The organism is Flavicella sp. IMCC45668 (assembly GCF_057219105.1).
The window spans coordinates 589,408-605,704 of the sequence record NZ_CM170114.1; the positions used below are offsets into that span (position 1 = coordinate 589,408).

The window sequence follows — 16,297 nt, forward strand, 5'->3', positions numbered from 1 at the left end:
TAAAGTATATATAGATGAATGAAGTACCAGATTTTGTGATTTTTTTAGGGAGGTTTCACCCGCTATTGGTTCATTTACCAATTGGCTTTTTGTTGTTTGCCTTTTTGTTAGAAATCTTTCAAAGAATCAAGAAAATAAATGAGTTTGATAAAGCTATATCTGCGGCTTTGTTGTTAGGAGGAGTAGGAGCAATTGGAGCAAGTGTTTTGGGGTATATGTTGTCACAAAGTGGTGGGTATAATCAAGATATGTTAGACCAGCATTTTTGGTTTGCCATTATAACCATTGTAATATCCTTGCTCGCTTGGGCTTTAAAAGAGAATTATTTAAAAATAAAATTAGATCAAAACTCTAAAATTCACCTTTATCTAAGTATTGTTATTGTCGTTTTAATAAGTATAACGGGGCATTTAGGTGGAAATTTAACCCATGGTAGTGAATATTTATTGGAATATGCACCGTTTGGAAGACCGGAACAATTAGTTTTAGAACCGGTAACAGAAGTGCAAGAAGCGACTGTATATGGACATTTAGTTGCACCAATATTAAAAGAAAAATGTTTGAGTTGTCATAATGAATCCAAGCTTAAGGGTGCCCTATCATTACAGGATTCTATATCTATGTTTAAGGGAGGGAAACATGGTTTTTCTTTGGTTGTAGGCGATGCCAATGCATCAGAAATATACAAACGTGTAATGCTTGATCCGCATGATAAAAAATTTATGCCACCGGAGGGAAAACCTGGATTGACAGATGATGAAAAGGAAATATTAGCGTATTGGATCAATACTGGAAAAGCAAATTTTTCTAAGAAATTGAATGAAATAGAAACGAATGACGAAATTCTAAAAACAGCAAGTAAGTTGTTAGGACTAGATGAAAAAAGTGCTGCAGCAAAGCTAGCAACTGTATCAGAAATTCCTCAAGGAGTTTTAAATGAGTTGACTCAAGAAGGATTTGTTTTGAGGGAATTAGTATTTGGATCTAATTTATATGATGTGGTATTGCCAGAGAATTCAAGTAAATCAGAAGAAGAAATGATTAGAAAAATAGATGTTTTGACAAAGGCCAGGAATAATATTTTATGGCTTTCAATTCAAAATAATCATTTGAATGATGCGTTATTAGCTAAGTTAACTGCCTTTGAAAATTTGCAAAAATTACATTTAAATAAAAACCCAATTACGGATGTTGGGATTCAAAAATTGACATCAATTCCAAATTTAAGGAGTTTGAATATCTATGAAACAAAGGTTACACAAAACTGTTTTGAGGTATTGAATTCGATTAAAACCTTGAAAAATGTATATCTATGGAAAACTGAAATTACTGATGCTCAGATTCAAGAGTTCAATAAAAAGGATTCTCATTTAAATTTAATACTAGGTATTTAATGCGGTTTTGTTTCGTTTTGATTGTAGTGTTGTCTTTTGTGGCCTGCAAGGATTCAAATGATACTCTAAAAAAAGAAATAAAAAATAAGGGAGTTTATATCCCTCTTCCGAAAATTGTTTTACACCCAAAAGACAATCCATCTAATAAAGATAAAATTAGGTTAGGGAAATTGTTATTTTATGACCCGATAATATCGGGGAATAAAGATGTGGCTTGTGTTTCTTGTCATCATCCTGATTTTGGATATGCGGAGGGCTTAGATCTGTCTATTGGTGTAAATGGAGTGGGATTGAGCCGCACTAGAAAGTTTCTAAAAGGTACTAAAATTCCTATTGTGAAACGAAATGCCCACACGATTTTAAATACTGCATTTAATGGCATTAATGAAAATGGATTTTATGATCCTGCAATTGCACCTATGTTTTGGGATGTTAGAAAAAAGAGTTTGGAAGATCAAGCTATAGGACCTATACAATCTTTAGAAGAAATGAGGGGATTTCGTTACTCTGAAGAAGAAATTTTGGATACCATCGTAGCTAGATTGAATACTATAAAAGAATACCGAGAATATTTTAGCATTGCATTTCCTGAAAATCCCGTTGTAGATATTTCTAATGTAGCCAAAGCCATTGCAAGTTTTGAACGAACTTTAGTGACCCCAAATTCGAGATTTGATCAATATATGGCAGGGGACAAGCATGCTTTGTCTGAGGGAGAAAAAAAAGGATTTGAACTTTTTAAAACTGTAGGATGTGCGACTTGTCATAGTGGTCCTATGTTTTCGGACTATAAATTACATGTGTTAGGAGTTCCAGAAAACCCAAAGCTTCCTTACGTTGATGTTGGTACAGATAGTACATTTGCGTTTAGGACGCCAAGTTTAAGAAATTTACGATTTACAGCTCCATATATGCATAATGGACAGTTTGACGACTTGCAAGCGGTGTTAGAGTTTTATGAAGATATAGCAGCAGGTCATTCGATAAATCCAAATGTATCTGATAAAGAAATGGATAGCTTGACAGAAAAAATTTCTATAAAAGTTAAGGATATGTCATTAATTATTTCTTTCTTTAATAGCTTAAATTCAATAAATTTTGATAAAGAAATTCCTTCTTCGGTACCAAGTAAACTGCCCGTAGGAGGTAACATCCATTAATTATGAAAAAAATAGTATTCCTACCCCTAGTACTCTTTAGTTTTTTAACTTTTGCACAAAAAATAACATTTAAAATTCCTGAGGATGCCAAAAGAATTGTATTTCTTGGAAATAGCATCACTTATCAAGGGCATTATATTTCTTATTTAGAAGCATATTATAAATTAAAATATCCAGATCGTGTTTTAGAATTTATAAACGTGGGTTTGCCGAGTGAAACTGTCTCACAGTTATCAGAAGAAGGTCATGCAGATGGTAAATTTGAGAGACCTAAGTTACAAGAAAGGTTAAAACGCATCTTAAAGAAAACGAAACCCGATTTTATATTTGCTTGTTATGGTATCAATGATGGGATATATTTACCTTTTGATGAAACTAGATTTGATGCTTTTAAAAAAGGCATGAATTGGTTAAACAAACGTTTGATAAAAGAAGAGATTCCTGTAATTTATATAACACCAACTATTTATGAGAAGGAGGGAGATTTGGCTTATACAAATGTGGTTGATATTTACTCTAATTGGGTGGTCAGTAATATGTATACAAATGATTGGAATGTGATTGATATTCATACGCCTTTAATGGTTAAAATTGGCATGAATAGACTGCATAATCCGTACTATAAATTTGCTAATGATGGAATTCATCCAACACAAAATTCTCATTGGTTGATGGCCAATCAAATATTAATCTCGTTAGATGAATTAGAAAGACTTCAAAATACAAGTAAGGAGTGTTTTGATACTTTTAGTAATGGTGATAGAATATTAAGTTTGGTAGAACGTAAGCAAATTATACAAAAAGATGCATGGCTTACAGAAACAAAACATAAAAGACCAAATATGAAAGTAGGCTTGCCAATGAGCAAAGCAATATCTGAGATAAAGGTAATTGACGCCGAAATTGATGTTTTAATAAAGGAATAAAAAAAAAGCTATCCAATTGGATAGCTTTTTTATTAGGATAATTTAATGCTACAATGATAAAAATCTTGTGCTAATAAAAGACTTTCGTCAGTATATGAGTTGTTGATTTCTCTAATTTTTTTATGAATAGCAAGTAACTCTTCATCCTTAGAGATAAGGATATTAATCGTTTTCATTACCTTAAAAAATCGAGTAATATCTTTTTCAGTAGGAATGGATTTACTTTTTACAGCCTCCATAAACTGTTTGAATTCGTCATATTTATAGATAGAATATTTTTGAGGATATTTAAAAGACAAATAAATTGAAATCATGGCATAATCACCATGAAAATGATTTGTGAACTCCGGATTTGTTTTAATGATCTGATTTCTCATTGTATCACAATCATAAATAAAGAATTCTATTCTAGCTTCTAAATCCTTTTCTTCATTCAAAAGGTTCGTGAACATTCCTCGTACTTTTTCTTGATCGTAATCAAGCATGACAAACATAGCTTCTTTTGGGAAAAAATTTTCTCCTTCCCATAAACGTGTTGAAACATTTTTAGAAAAACTGTTTTCATACATTTGTTTGAAATCATCAGCTTTTAAGTCCCAGTTGTCTTGAAATTGTTTGATAGCATCCCATTTGAACAAAGATTTATAAGCAGAGCTATCTTGGATATGTTCTTTATAGGATTGTATTTTGGAATTGATAATATCTAATACCATATATGTGGGCTTATTTTAAGTAAGGTAAATTTACAATTTTATAAAAATGTAAAATAGAGCAGTATTATAATTTTATATTAAAATTAAAATAAGAGCAAAAAATAAGGCTGTCTTAAAAGACAGCCTTTTAATTTTTATGAAAGAGTGATTATTTCAACAATTCAATAATTTGAGTTGCTAATTCACCACCAATTCTATCTTGTGCTTCACCTGTTGCAGCACCGATATGAGGAGTTAATGAAATTTTAGAATTCATTAATACCTGTACTGCAGGTTTTGGTTCTGTTTCGAATACATCTAAAGCAGCTCCACTTAACTTTCCGCTTTCTAAAGCAGCAACTAAAGCAACCTCATCAACAACACCACCACGAGCAGCATTTGCAATAAAGGCACCATCTTTCATGATTTCAATTTCTTTAGCTCCAATTACGTACTCATCTTGAGCAGGTACGTGCAATGTTAAGAAGTCAGCTTGTTTTAATACTTCTTCTTTAGAGATTGTTTCAACTTTGATATCTATTTTTTGACCATCGATAAAGTCAAGAGAAATAGTAGCAGATTCCATAAAAGGATCAAAAGCAACAACTTTCATCCCTAGTCTTAAAGCAACTGCAGCAGTAGCTTGTCCAATTCTTCCGAATCCAAGAACACCAAGAGTTCTTCCTTTTAATTCAACTCCACCAGCGTAAGCCTTTTTTAAACCTTTAAAGTTTGTTTCACCTTCTAAAGGCATATTTCTGTTGGCATCATGTACAAAACGAGCTAAACCTGACAAATGAGCAAATACCAATTCAGCAACTGAATGTGAAGATGCAGCAGGAGTATTGATTACATGAACACCTTTATCTCTAGCGTATTGTACATCAATATTATCCATTCCAACACCACCACGTCCAATAATTTTGATTGATGGACATGCATCAATTAATTCTTGACGTACAGTAGTTGCACTACGCACTAAAATCACATCAATTCCTTCTTCATTGATGTAAGTTTCTAGTTGCTCTTGAGCAACCGTAGTTAAAATTACTTCGAAACCAGCAGCTTCTAAAGCAGTAACACCGCTTTGAGCTAATCCGTCATTTGCTAATACTTTCATTCTATGTTATTTTATAAGTAAAAAATAAAAGTGATGCCGAAAAGCATCACTTTATTAAATGTTATTTGTTTAATTCTTGCATTGCATTTACCAATACTTGAATACTTTCAATTGGCATTGCGTTATAGATACTTGCTCTATATCCTCCAACAGATCTATGTCCGTTGATTCCACTAATTCCAGCAGCAGCAGCTAACGCATCAAATTTTTCTTTTTGAGACTCATCTGCTAGAGTAAAGGTAACGTTCATGTTAGAACGATCTTCTTTTGCAGCAAACCCTACAAATGCAGGATTGTTATCTATTTCGTTGTATAATAAAGCAGCTTTCTCATTGTTGATTTTCTCCATAGCCTCAACACCACCTTTGGCTTTTAACCATTCTAAGGTCAACATAGAAACGTATACAGGGAAAACAGGCGGAGTATTAAACATACTTCCAGCTTTTGCGTGTACAGCGTAATCTAACATTGAAGGAATTGTTCTTCCTGATGTTCCAAAAACTGCATCCTTTACAATGACCAATGTAGTTCCAGAAGGTCCCATGTTTTTCTGAGCACCAGCATAAACAACATCAAATTGAGAGAAGTCAATTTTTCTAGAGAAAATGTCAGAACTCATGTCTACAACTTTCAATACATCACCACCTGGAAACTCATTTAGTTGAGTTCCAAAAATAGTATTGTTTGAAGTAAAGTGAATATAGTCTGCATCAGCAGGAACATCATATCCTTTAGGAATATAATTGTATCCTTTATCTTTTGAAGAAGCAACAACAACTGTTTCTCCAAAGTTTTTAGCTTCTTTGATTGCTTTAGAACTCCATGCTCCAGTATCTACATAGGCAGCTTTACCACCTTCTTTTAATAAGTTGTAAGGAGCCATTAAGAACTCTGTACTTGCACCTCCTTGTAAGAATAATACAGAATACCCTTCTGGTAGTTCTAATAATTCTTTTACCAAAGCTTGCGCTTTGTCCATTACAGCGATGAAATCTTTACTTCTGTGTGAAATTTCAATTAGAGATAATCCTAATCCGTTAAAATCAATAACTGCTTCACTTGCTTTTTTTAATACTTCTTGAGGCAAGATAGATGGTCCTGCGCTAAAATTATGTTTCTTCATGGTATTTGATTTCTATAATGATTGTCGTAAAAACGAATCGCAAATTTCGACAATTTTATTTATTTGACAATTTAAAATTTGTAAAATTATCAACTATAATGTTAATAAAAATTTAAGGGTATCTACGTTATCTGCATAATCCCATAATTGAGGGTTTTGTGTTTCACCCAATGGAATAGAATTAAGCTCTTGAATATCACTAGTTATGCATTGTATTTTATCTGAGTCTTGTTTAAGCTTACCCTTTAATTCCTCAATATTCTCATAGTATTCATAAAATAACGATGAAATAGGGGAGGCATAGCTTTTATCTTCTTTAAGCATTAAAAAACCATTTTCTCGAATGTCAAAAAGACTCATTAAATAAACGGCTTTATTATATTCATAGTTGTTTGCATATCTTTCATAATTCACAATATCTTTATGAGGGAAAGCCGCTTTGAAAATCCTATCTAAATCAAAGTCTTTAGGTAGGAATAATTTAGAGACACTCCTACAACCTAAACCAAAGTATCTAAAAACATCATTCGCCATTTTTTCAAGTTGCTCATCATTTTCTTCCCCTGATAAAACAGCAGCAGTATTTCTGTTTTTTCTGATAATGTGAGGATGTTTACCAAAATAATATTCAAAATAGCGAGCCGTATTGTCACTACCTGTTGCGATTACAGCATCAAAACTGTCTAGTTTTTTTTCTGTAAATTCAATTTTATCCTTGAATTCCGGTTCTACGTATTCTAGGTATTTAGCTATAAGAGGAATAAAGTTTTTATCGTTAGAAGATAGTTTAGCTAAAACAGAATGCCCTGACATAAGTACACATAAAAAATCATGGAATCCTACAAGAGGAATGTTTCCCGCCATTATAATAGCAACTCTTTTAGAAGTTGAGATGTTTAACTCGTATGCAGAAAGCCACTTTTCAATGTTGTCATTAGTTAAAGCTTTGCTCCAGCTTTCCAAGGAAAACAAAACGTTTTCTTGATTGAACCAGCCATTAAACTCCTTTGCTCTAGAAATCTGCATTTTAAAGGCGTCAAAAAACAAATCATTGAATAAGATGTCTTCTTTTTTTGTAATTCCTTTTGTAGAAAATTGACTTAGAAACAAGCCTAGTTTGATAAATGCCTCTTTTCGTTGGGTCAAAACCATTGTATTAGTAATTTAAATAAAGTGCAAAGGTACTTAGTTTGTTTAAAGTAAGATTCTAAAAAGTAAAAAACCTTTAGTTGTATAAATGAAAAGTCCTTTGCGGGGTATGACAAAGGACTAGGTATTAAGAGTTATTCATTCTGTGGTATGGGGTAAGTACCATTCAAATATAAATTAACTCCATTCTAATTTCATAGTTTGGGGTATGAACATACTGATTTACAGTTTGTTTGTACAAAGATATATTAATATTTGAATAAAACAACATATGTTCATATATTTGTTTAAAATTATTCTATGTCTGCTAATCTCCAATCTAATTATTTAAGAAAACTTACAAAAACGGCAAGTGTGCTAAAGGTGATCGCGCATCCTGTTCGTTTGCAGATTTTGGAAGCTTTGGGAGATAAAGAGAGTTTGACAGTTTCTAAGATAAAAGAGATTATTTCCTCAGAAGTGGAACAATCTATGTTGTCACATCATTTGATAAAAATGAAAGACAACGGGGTTTTAAGTTCGGTAAAAAAAGGAAAATTTAATTATTATAGTTTGGTTGATAAGTCGTTAGTTTTCATTCTACCTGCACGCTGATATCTTAGAAGAAAAAACTGGCGATTTTAAAAAATGATACAGTTCGTAACGAGTTCTTCCAAGTGTTTTAAGATTTAAATGTAAACTAAAAAAGGTGAATCTATAGATTCACCTTTTTTAGTTTGATAGTTGCTTATGCTAGAATGTTTGTTTTGAATTTTTTCCAATATTGCATTATGATAAATGTGCAGATAACGGAGGAGGCCAATCCTTCGATGAGAATTGCAAAAACTACTTTCCCTAAGGATAGGTTTTTTCCCCAAACACTTGAGTTTTCCATTACATGAAGTAATTCGTAATTTATAAAAGTGATATAGAAAATTAATGAAAAAGCTACAGCTAATACAGCAAAAAAAGAAGTTGAGAAGCCAATGGATAAGTTTGTTAAATAGGTGTTGTTGTGGTTTCTGTAGAGGTTTTGTTTGATCGCTGAATTTACTCCCCATACTACAATCAGAAAATTAAATAATCGGAGTTCTGTAATATTTTCAAGTCCTAGAACTTTCATTAGAAAGAAATAAGCTACAATTCCAAAGAAAATTTTTAACGCATTGTTGATGATGATTTTTGAAGTTTCCATATGTTTTGATTTGAAGTTTGTATTAGTGGTTCTCTTAAAGATACTAAAAATAAACATCAAATAAAAGATTTAAAACGTGTCAATATAGAGTTTTAGTAATTTGGCATAGTTTTCAAACTCTGTAAATGGAAGTGTGTGGTATTGGTCGTATATATCATGGTATGCCTTAATTCCGCCCAATGTATATATGTAAAAGCTAGGTACTCCTTTGTTGTAGAAAAAACAATGGTCACTGTTGCATGCTGGACCTCTTGGTTTAATAGCAGGTAATAAAGAGTTTGTTTTGTTTAGATTGGTTAATTGATTGAATTGATGCATGAATTCTGTAGCATTCACTACTTTAATTCCTTCGTCTCCGGTTCCAGCAAGATCAAAATTAAACAAGAATTTTATTTTATCGAGTGGTGAAAGTGGGTTTTCTGTATAGTATTTAGACCCTAATAGTCCGATTTCTTCTCCTCCAAAGGCGATAAAAATGATATCGTATTTTGGTTGGTTTGTTTTGAGAGAGTAATGTTTGGCGAGGTCTAATAGTAGGGCAACTCCGCTCGCGTTGTCGTTGGCACCAGGGAAAATGGTTTTTTTACCCATCATACCAAGGTGGTCATAGTGTGCAGAGATAACTATAGTTGAGTCTGTTTGGGAGGAACCCTTGACGTAGCCTATTACATTTTGTGTTTTTTCTTTTTCAAGAAATACGCTTTCACAGTTTAAGTAAACGGTTTTAATTTTTTTAGTGTCGATTGTCTTATTTATCGTAAAGCTGGCTTTCGAAATTTGCTGTGTGCTACCAGTCCAAGTGAGTTTTTCATGTTTAAAAATAATTGTAGCTCTACATTGAATGTCAGGAGAGTAGACTAGGAAGTTTGTAATTTCGTTTAGTTTTTTTTGATTGTTTTTGGAAACTTCTTTTATTTTTTGAAGGTCGATTAATAAAATTTTATTTTTTGAGTTTTCAATTTTTTCAAGGAGGGTATTTTTATCTAGTAGGTTTTCTATGGAGATATAGGTGGTTTCATAATCTCCAGAAATGCTTGGACTTGCAGGGTTGATTAAAAAATCAACGCCAGGTTTTAGTTTGTTGTTGTTTAATTTGAGTAAAATTTTGTTGGGTTGTGTGTTGACAGAGGTGTGAAAAGTTTGGAAATAGCTATTTTCAAACTTTAATAAATGTTGTTTTTTAAATTCTTTGGAAATGTAAGTAGCGGCTTTTAGGTGGCCATTTTTAACATAGCCTCTGCCATTCATTTTCTTGGAGCTTAATTTTTTTACGTTTTTTTTAGCATACGATAGCTGACTGTAGTTGAGTTGAGAAATAAAGATCGCAAAAAAGAAACAAGCTACTTTTTTCATATTATGTTATTTTTTTCAAGTGTTAAAGAATAAGTTTCAATATCATTATCTTTGTTAAATATATTTTTTAAGATGACACTTTTTAAAAAGATTTTAGAGAAACAAAAAGAAAAGAATCACTCTGATGCAAAGCCTGTTAATTTGGAGGCTCTTGTGAATTCTGGTAGAGTTCGCATTTCTCAAAATAAATTAACTAAAATCAAAGATAAATCAAATGAAAGAGAGGGTAAATGATTTTTACTTGTTGTAAACCACAAGTCTAGTGGTTTTTTCTTTGTTTTCTTTAGCTGAAAAATTTTGAATATATTTTTCTAAATATAAGATACATCTTTTTTCAGGGTAAAATAAAACTCTATTAATTTCTCCAGCCCATTCATTTGCGTAAATAATTGTTTTGTCTTCATCTGTACGGCAATATTTTTTGATATGCGGTGGTAGATTTTCTTTTAAATCTTCATCAATGAGTTCAATATAGTAATAATTCAACTTAGAGGTGAAAAAGCTAAATGATAATAGATGGTCATAGTAGCCAAAAAGATTGCTTAGTGGAAGAAGTATTGTAAACAGAATGACGATACTTTTTTTGTAATTGAAATTTTTAAAAAAAGTTTCTAATGTGTTTTGTGTTTGGTAGCTCCAGAATAAAATTATGACACTTAGAATGTTTTGAAGATTCCAAGGGACCACATTGAAACCATAACCTAAATAGAATAGCATTACAACAATAGTTGCGTGCATCCCTACAATTCCTAAGATTGCTAACTTTCTGGTTTTGTTGATAAATAAACAAACACCGAATAAAGCTTCAATATAAGGAACAGCGTATGTGAAAGCTAGCAATAGTTGCTTCGGAACAAAAGAGAAATGTTTTAAAAGTGCTCCAAGCCATTGTTCGTAGAAAATAGCGTTTAGTTTGTGGATACCACTCCAAAAATAGGTAGCAAAAAACAATAAAGAAACTGCAAAAATGATGGTTCTTTCTCTTCCTTTGTTTGGGAATATGTTGATAAAGAAAATGGTTAATATGCTTTGATAGAAATAAGGTTGTAGTCTGTTCTGGTCAACAAAGCATAGGTAAGTATAAAAGAGTGTGATGCTGAGTCCGACTACTTTTTTAGGTTTAAAAATTTGAAAGATCATCAAGCCGAAAAAGATTCCGGCGAATATAGTGTCAAAGGGAGTTGTTGGCGTGTATATGTTTTCAAATAATGGAATTGTAGGGAAATCTTTAGTGTTGATCCATAGCTCTGGGGCATATATAGAGGTGACTAAAAAGCCTAAGATAGCAAGGTTTTGTATCCCGGATATTTTTTGACTGTCCGATAATTTATCTAAATATTGTGACATAATTAATAAAAATAACTTTTTTCAATAATATGCAACGCCTTGCAAAAACGTTCTTCTTTATTTTGTTCTCCATATGCATCCATGGAAATAAGATAATAGGTGTTGTTTTGGTTTTGTAAAAATATTTCAACGCTATTTTTAGGGAAGTTTTTTTCTTTTGAATTGAAATAAAATATATAACCTTGCTTGTCTTGAAAGTTTATTTCTTCCGCTATAACTGTGGATTCTGGGTTGTTTTTTTTGAGTGATTTTGTTCTGTTTTGAAAAAAAACATTGTCAATATTTTTTTTCTCAAAGTATATTCCGATATCGGTAATTACAGTTTCGCTGAGTTCTTTTGTGGTGTCTGCAAAATAGAGTCTGGATTCATTTTCACTGATGAAAAATTCTCGTTTAAAGTGTTTAGGGAGGTTTATTTCAAAATGACCATTAGGTTCTTTACAGTTTTTTAACTCTTCAGAAGAAACTTGTGAAGTACAGTTTAAATTTAGTTTTGTACTAAGTTTATTATTAGTGCAATTGGTGAGTACTAGGGTTCCAAAGAGAAAGTATAAAAGAAAGTGTTTTTTCATAAATAAATGCAGTATTCTGTTTTCAATTGAGTGCAATTTCGCTACATTTATCAAAATTACTAAAAAAGAGAGGAACATTCTATGAAAGCATTGGTTATATCTGGCGGAGGAAGTAAAGGAGCTTTTGCTGGGGGTGTTGCAGAGTATCTTATCAAGAAGCAACAAAAATCGTATGATTTATTTATAGGGACTTCTACAGGAAGTTTGCTGATTTCTCATTTAGCTTTGGGTAGAACTGCGGAGTTGAAAGAATTGTATACAAACGTAACAAATCGTAGTATTTTTGATAACAACCCTTTTTATATTAAAAAAGTACATGGAGAAAAAGTGATAAGTATTAATCACATGCATGTACTTTGGAATTTTATTAGAAAGAAAAAAACTTTTGGGGAGAGTAATAATTTACGACGTCTTATTAAAAAAAACTTGACCGAAGCTTATTATAATGAGTTGCGTGAATATAATAAGGAAGTTGTTGTTACTGTTTCTAATCTAACGGAGAGTATAATTGAGTATAAGTCTATTTATGATTACGCATATGATGATTTTTGCGATTGGATATGGGCTTCGTGTAATTACGTCCCGTTTATGAGTTTGTTTGAGAAAAACAATTGTCAGTATGCAGATGGGGGCTTTGGTAGTTTGGTTCCTATTCGTGAAGCAATTAATCGAGGAGCAAAAGAGGTGGATGTGATTATTCTAGATACAGAAGTTAAGTATTATAACAATCTTCCGGTTAAAAATCCATTTTCTCTGATTTCATCTTTGTTTGAGTTTTTGTTAGGTAATGTAGAAAAACACAATGTTACAATTGGTAAATTGGCGGCAAGGCACAAAGATGTAAAGCTGAATTTATATTATACACCAACTGTATTGACTGTGAATTCGTTGATTTTTGATAAGAAAAAAATGGCCTCATGGTGGAAAGAAGGCTATGCTTATGCGGAGTCTATTTATGATCAGCAAACAAATCACATTAAGTTTGATAAATAGTTCTGTATTGGGCTAGGCTTGCTTTTAACAGATAATTATAGGTCAAAATGACTAGGTTGGTTATTTTTGCAGTAAACACCTTTGTCTATATGAAAGTAATGAAAGTCTTAATAATTTTGTTGGTGGCTATACCAGCACTAGTGTTTGGTCAAGGAAATTCAAAAAAAACAAGTTATTTAAATGCTAGTTTGTATGAAAAAGAATTTGAACTGATTCATACAAAATTAGAGGTTGGTTTTGATATCCCAAAAGAATTGTTATTTGGAAAAGAGTGGGTTTCATTAAGGCCTTATTTTTATGAGGCAGATAAATTGACGCTGGATGCAAAAGGCATGCAAATTGCAAAAATCGTATCAGAAGGAAATGAGTTGAGTTATTCAAATAATGGTTCTAAGTTGTTTATTGATCTTGGTAGGTTGTATACAAGGTTAGATACTTTAGAATTGTATATTGAGTACGTTGCGGATCCTTCAAAAGTAAGGCAAGAAGGTAGTAGAGCAATAACAAGTGCTAAAGGATTGTATTTTGTGAATGCAAAAGGCTTGGATGAAGATAAGCCAACTCAAATTTGGACTCAAGGTGAAACGGAGGCAAGTAGTTGTTGGTTTCCTACAATAGATAGTCCAAATCAGAAAACAACTCAAGAGATTTCAATCAGGGTTCCAGATTCTTATGTAACCTTGTCTAACGGAATGTTAGAGAAGCAGGTGACACATGAGAATAAGGAGCGAACGGATTATTGGGTGATGAAACAAAAGCATGCTCCTTATTTGTTTTTTATGGGGATAGGTGAATTTTCGATTGTTAAGGATGAGTGGAAAGGAAAAGAGGTTAGCTATTATGTAGAAAAAGAACAGGAGTATTTGGCGAGGCGTATTTTTGGTAAGACGCCTAAAATGATGGATTTCTTTTCTGAAATTACTGGTGTTGACTATGTTTGGGATAAGTATAGTCAAGTGGTTGTTAGAGATTTTGTGAGTGGAGCAATGGAGAATACGACTGCTGTTTCACATGCAGACATGGCATATCAAACAGAGGGAGATTTGATCGATGGTAATTCTTGGGAGCCTATTATTGCACATGAGTTATTTCATCATTGGTTTGGTGATTTGGTAACAACAGAAAACTGGGCTAATATAAGTTTGAATGAATCATTTGCTAATTATAGTGAGTACTTGTGGTTAGAGCATGAATATGGTTATGACCGAGCTGAAGAGCACAGGATTAAGGCTGTAGATGCCTACAAGAATGGAGGTGTGCAGCATAGAGATTTAGTGAGGTTTGATTATGAGAATAGAGAAGATGTTTTTGATCTTGTGAGCTATAATAAAGGTGGTGCTGTGCTGCATATGCTCAAGAATTATATAGGGGAAGAAGCTTTTTTTAAAGGACTTCATTTGTATTTGATTGAAAATCAATACGGTTCAACAGAGGTTCCTCAGTTGAGAATGGCTTTTGAAAAGGTTTCGGGGAGGGATTTGAATTGGTTTTTTGATCAATGGTTTTATGGATCTGGTCATCCTGAGATTAGGGTGTCACATGATTATAATGTTTTGGAAAAAACGGTTACTGTTACTTTGAGGCAATTGGGGAAAGAGTTTTATTTTCCGATATTGATTGATGTATATGAAAATGGTAAAAAGCGACAAATTGAGTTGTTTGTCGATAATGTTGAGAAATCGGTGACTTTTTCTTATGAGAAATATCCAGATTGGATACATGTGGATGCGAATCATGTGTTGTTGGCAGAGTTTGTAGAGAATAAAACTTTAGCGGAGCATAAATTTATTTTAACACATGCTTCTCATTTTGAGGATAGAAAAAAAGCTTTGTCGGAGTTGGTGAGGCATCAGATGGATAAAAAGATATTCGGAATGGTGGTAGATGCCTTTGATGACGAGAATTATCAAGTACAAGTGTTGGCTTTAGAGAATATTGATCTTAGTGGAAAGTATGCTAAAACAAAAGTGATAAAGAAGATTGAAAATATTGCAAAAACAGCGAAAAATAATCATGTAAAGGCAGCGGCAATAAAGGTAATGGGGCGTTTGGTGTATTTTGATTACCAGCAGTTTTTTGAGAAAAGTTTCAATGCGCCATCGAATAAGGTTAAAGGAGCGGCTTTGGAAGCCTTGTATTATTTAGATAAGGAAGCTGCAATTGCGCGCGCTAAAACATTACCAAATAGCGTAAAAAAAACGATTGCTTATCCTTTGGCAAAGATTTATATAGAGGAGAAAGATGATAAGGAGTTGGAGTTTGTTTCTCATTATATTATACAAGGCATGTATCTCGGAAATAGCGAGGAGACAAAGAAGTTGTTTAAGTCAGGGTTTGATTGGGTTGCGAAATCTAACAATATAAAAGCGTTTAAGAATATAACGGGAGATATTGTTGCTAAAGGGCGTCAATATAAAAAATATGATTTTGATAAACAGGGTGTAAAGCTGTTGCGCAAGATGGTGAGTGAGCAGGATAAGTTGAATAATGCTAATAAAAAAGAGATTATTGGAATTGTGAATGAAGCGCTAGAGGAGTTGATAAGGATTTAGTGTGTATAAAAATTTTGAAATAAAAGCAGTAAACGTAAGTTTACTGCTTTTTTTTTTTTTTGTTTCCGGTTTTTTTAGGATTGTCTTTTTGTGTACTCTTTAAAAGTTCCGTCTTTGTAGAAGATCATAATTTTTTCTACTTCTTCGTTTTGAGATAGGAGGGTTTGTGGAGTAGGTGTAGGTTTTGGTTCAGGACTTGTTTGTGTGTGTTGTGGTAGTTCTTTTGGTTCGTTGAAGATTTCTTGTTGTTTGGGTGTGGGTTTTTGAATTTGGTTCTTCAAAGGAGAGGAGGGTGCTGTTGATTTGGGGAATTGACCAATCCCTTTTAGTAACCAATACATGTCGACTTCTTGATATGTTTCGATTGTTTTTAGTACAAACTCTAGGCTTGGTTTGTTTCTTCCAGAGAGGATATGAGAGATACTTGAGCGTGGGACTTCTATAGTTTCTGCGAAGTTAGAGGCAGAAATGTTGTAGTATTCCATTACTTTTTTAAGTCTGTTAGAGAAGTTTGAGATGTTTAACATTGTAATCGTTTTTGGTGTTTACAAATGTAATTAAATAGATTTAAATAGTCTGCTTGTAGGGTTGTTACTTTTTTAAAACGTAAACAATAGCTTTAGGTGAGCTGTGTAAGTTGTTGATTTAATTGTTTTTAAGTGGTTTTGTAAAGTAACGTGTTGTGTTGGGGGTGATGAAATGAAATAAGTAATGGAAAGGAAGATTTTTTCAAGTGTGTAGT

At 32.6% G+C, this 16,297-nt stretch carries 16 protein-coding genes; 7 read left to right on the forward strand and 9 right to left on the reverse strand.

What is annotated here, in order from left to right:
* The first annotated feature begins 14 nt into the window (after positions 1-14).
* The 3 genes from AC2DZ0_RS02740 to AC2DZ0_RS02750 are packed head-to-tail and all read left to right on the forward strand — an operon-like array spanning position 15 to position 3,480.
* Entirely contained in the window at positions 15-1,394 is a 1,380-nt protein-coding gene (locus AC2DZ0_RS02740) for a DUF2231 domain-containing protein (protein WP_484643516.1), read from the forward strand.
* Complete coding sequence (locus AC2DZ0_RS02745; RefSeq protein WP_484643517.1) at positions 1,394-2,554, forward strand: cytochrome-c peroxidase; 1,161 nt, start codon at positions 1,394-1,396, stop codon at positions 2,552-2,554. The genes AC2DZ0_RS02740 and AC2DZ0_RS02745 overlap by 1 nt, the downstream gene beginning before the upstream one ends.
* Before the next feature lie 2 nt (positions 2,555-2,556).
* Entirely contained in the window at positions 2,557-3,480 is a 924-nt protein-coding gene (locus tag AC2DZ0_RS02750; protein ID WP_484643518.1) for an SGNH/GDSL hydrolase family protein, read from the forward strand.
* Between the two features lie 32 nt (positions 3,481-3,512).
* Here AC2DZ0_RS02750 and AC2DZ0_RS02755 read toward each other — a convergent pair whose 3' ends face one another.
* The 4 genes from AC2DZ0_RS02755 to AC2DZ0_RS02770 form a co-directional block, all read right to left on the reverse strand.
* Positions 3,513-4,193 carry a hypothetical protein gene (locus AC2DZ0_RS02755; RefSeq protein WP_484491502.1) on the reverse strand — a complete coding sequence of 227 codons (681 nt, stop codon included), beginning with the start codon at positions 4,191-4,193 and terminating at the stop codon, positions 3,513-3,515.
* A 148-nt stretch (positions 4,194-4,341) separates the two neighbouring features.
* Positions 4,342-5,292 (reverse strand): D-2-hydroxyacid dehydrogenase, encoded by a 951-nt coding sequence (locus tag AC2DZ0_RS02760; protein ID WP_484643519.1) that lies wholly within the window; start codon positions 5,290-5,292, stop codon positions 4,342-4,344.
* A gap of 61 nt (positions 5,293-5,353) precedes the next feature.
* The gene (serC, locus tag AC2DZ0_RS02765; RefSeq protein WP_484491504.1) at positions 5,354-6,415 is read right to left on the reverse strand and encodes a 3-phosphoserine/phosphohydroxythreonine transaminase; all 1,062 of its coding nucleotides are present in this window, start codon (positions 6,413-6,415) and stop codon (positions 5,354-5,356) included.
* 93 nt (positions 6,416-6,508) lie between these two features.
* A complete protein-coding gene (locus AC2DZ0_RS02770) occupies positions 6,509-7,567 on the reverse strand; it encodes an acyl-CoA reductase (protein WP_484643520.1) in 1,059 nt (352 codons plus the stop codon).
* 297 nt (positions 7,568-7,864) lie between these two features.
* On the opposite strand from AC2DZ0_RS02770, the gene AC2DZ0_RS02775 reads away from it, so the two are divergent.
* Entirely contained in the window at positions 7,865-8,158 is a 294-nt protein-coding gene (locus tag AC2DZ0_RS02775) for an ArsR/SmtB family transcription factor (RefSeq protein WP_484643521.1), read from the forward strand.
* A gap of 133 nt (positions 8,159-8,291) precedes the next feature.
* Here AC2DZ0_RS02775 and AC2DZ0_RS02780 read toward each other — a convergent pair whose 3' ends face one another.
* Positions 8,292-8,738, reverse strand: a complete 447-nt coding sequence (locus AC2DZ0_RS02780) for a hypothetical protein (protein WP_484491507.1) — start codon at positions 8,736-8,738, stop codon at positions 8,292-8,294.
* A 69-nt stretch (positions 8,739-8,807) separates the two neighbouring features.
* Positions 8,808-10,091, reverse strand: coding sequence for a M28 family metallopeptidase (locus tag AC2DZ0_RS02785; RefSeq protein WP_484643522.1), 1,284 nt, complete (start codon positions 10,089-10,091; stop codon positions 8,808-8,810).
* Positions 10,092-10,163: 72 nt separating this feature from the next.
* On the opposite strand from AC2DZ0_RS02785, the gene AC2DZ0_RS02790 reads away from it, so the two are divergent.
* Complete coding sequence (locus tag AC2DZ0_RS02790) at positions 10,164-10,325, forward strand: hypothetical protein (RefSeq protein WP_484643524.1); 162 nt, start codon at positions 10,164-10,166, stop codon at positions 10,323-10,325.
* A 3-nt stretch (positions 10,326-10,328) separates the two neighbouring features.
* Here AC2DZ0_RS02790 and AC2DZ0_RS02795 read toward each other — a convergent pair whose 3' ends face one another.
* Together AC2DZ0_RS02795 and AC2DZ0_RS02800 are read right to left on the reverse strand one after the other, a co-directional pair.
* Positions 10,329-11,438, reverse strand: coding sequence for a MauE/DoxX family redox-associated membrane protein (locus AC2DZ0_RS02795; RefSeq protein ID WP_484643525.1), 1,110 nt, complete (start codon positions 11,436-11,438; stop codon positions 10,329-10,331).
* Positions 11,439-11,440: 2 nt separating this feature from the next.
* Entirely contained in the window at positions 11,441-12,010 is a 570-nt protein-coding gene (locus AC2DZ0_RS02800; RefSeq protein WP_484643526.1) for a hypothetical protein, read from the reverse strand.
* 81 nt (positions 12,011-12,091) lie between these two features.
* On the opposite strand from AC2DZ0_RS02800, the gene AC2DZ0_RS02805 reads away from it, so the two are divergent.
* Entirely contained in the window at positions 12,092-13,003 is a 912-nt protein-coding gene (locus AC2DZ0_RS02805) for a patatin-like phospholipase family protein (RefSeq protein WP_484643527.1), read from the forward strand.
* A gap of 89 nt (positions 13,004-13,092) precedes the next feature.
* Positions 13,093-15,555 (forward strand): M1 family aminopeptidase, encoded by a 2,463-nt coding sequence (locus tag AC2DZ0_RS02810; protein ID WP_484643529.1) that lies wholly within the window; start codon positions 13,093-13,095, stop codon positions 15,553-15,555.
* A gap of 74 nt (positions 15,556-15,629) precedes the next feature.
* Here AC2DZ0_RS02810 and AC2DZ0_RS02815 read toward each other — a convergent pair whose 3' ends face one another.
* The gene (locus AC2DZ0_RS02815; RefSeq protein WP_484643530.1) at positions 15,630-16,082 is read right to left on the reverse strand and encodes a helix-turn-helix domain-containing protein; all 453 of its coding nucleotides are present in this window, start codon (positions 16,080-16,082) and stop codon (positions 15,630-15,632) included.
* Positions 16,083-16,297 lie beyond the last annotated feature (215 nt).

What these genes read in the sequence shown, in the direction of transcription:
- AC2DZ0_RS02760 (WP_484643519.1), bottom strand. Translation starts at nt 5,292, where the DNA reads ATGAAAGTATTAGCAAATGACGGATTAGCTCAAAGCGGTGTTACTGCT.
- AC2DZ0_RS02785 (WP_484643522.1), bottom strand. Translation starts at nt 10,091, where the DNA reads ATGAAAAAAGTAGCTTGTTTCTTTTTTGCGATCTTTATTTCTCAACTC.
- AC2DZ0_RS02800 (WP_484643526.1), bottom strand. Translation starts at nt 12,010, where the DNA reads ATGAAAAAACACTTTCTTTTATACTTTCTCTTTGGAACCCTAGTACTC.
- AC2DZ0_RS02780 (WP_484491507.1), bottom strand. Translation starts at nt 8,738, where the DNA reads ATGGAAACTTCAAAAATCATCATCAACAATGCGTTAAAAATTTTCTTT.
- AC2DZ0_RS02790 (WP_484643524.1), top strand. Translation starts at nt 10,164, where the DNA reads ATGACACTTTTTAAAAAGATTTTAGAGAAACAAAAAGAAAAGAATCAC.
- AC2DZ0_RS02740 (WP_484643516.1), top strand. Translation starts at nt 15, where the DNA reads ATGAATGAAGTACCAGATTTTGTGATTTTTTTAGGGAGGTTTCACCCG.
- AC2DZ0_RS02770 (WP_484643520.1), bottom strand. Translation starts at nt 7,567, where the DNA reads ATGGTTTTGACCCAACGAAAAGAGGCATTTATCAAACTAGGCTTGTTT.
- AC2DZ0_RS02815 (WP_484643530.1), bottom strand. Translation starts at nt 16,082, where the DNA reads ATGTTAAACATCTCAAACTTCTCTAACAGACTTAAAAAAGTAATGGAA.
- AC2DZ0_RS02795 (WP_484643525.1), bottom strand. Translation starts at nt 11,438, where the DNA reads ATGTCACAATATTTAGATAAATTATCGGACAGTCAAAAAATATCCGGG.
- serC (WP_484491504.1), bottom strand. Translation starts at nt 6,415, where the DNA reads ATGAAGAAACATAATTTTAGCGCAGGACCATCTATCTTGCCTCAAGAA.
- AC2DZ0_RS02810 (WP_484643529.1), top strand. Translation starts at nt 13,093, where the DNA reads ATGAAAGTAATGAAAGTCTTAATAATTTTGTTGGTGGCTATACCAGCA.
- AC2DZ0_RS02750 (WP_484643518.1), top strand. Translation starts at nt 2,557, where the DNA reads ATGAAAAAAATAGTATTCCTACCCCTAGTACTCTTTAGTTTTTTAACT.
- AC2DZ0_RS02755 (WP_484491502.1), bottom strand. Translation starts at nt 4,193, where the DNA reads ATGGTATTAGATATTATCAATTCCAAAATACAATCCTATAAAGAACAT.
- AC2DZ0_RS02805 (WP_484643527.1), top strand. Translation starts at nt 12,092, where the DNA reads ATGAAAGCATTGGTTATATCTGGCGGAGGAAGTAAAGGAGCTTTTGCT.
- AC2DZ0_RS02745 (WP_484643517.1), top strand. Translation starts at nt 1,394, where the DNA reads ATGCGGTTTTGTTTCGTTTTGATTGTAGTGTTGTCTTTTGTGGCCTGC.
- AC2DZ0_RS02775 (WP_484643521.1), top strand. Translation starts at nt 7,865, where the DNA reads ATGTCTGCTAATCTCCAATCTAATTATTTAAGAAAACTTACAAAAACG.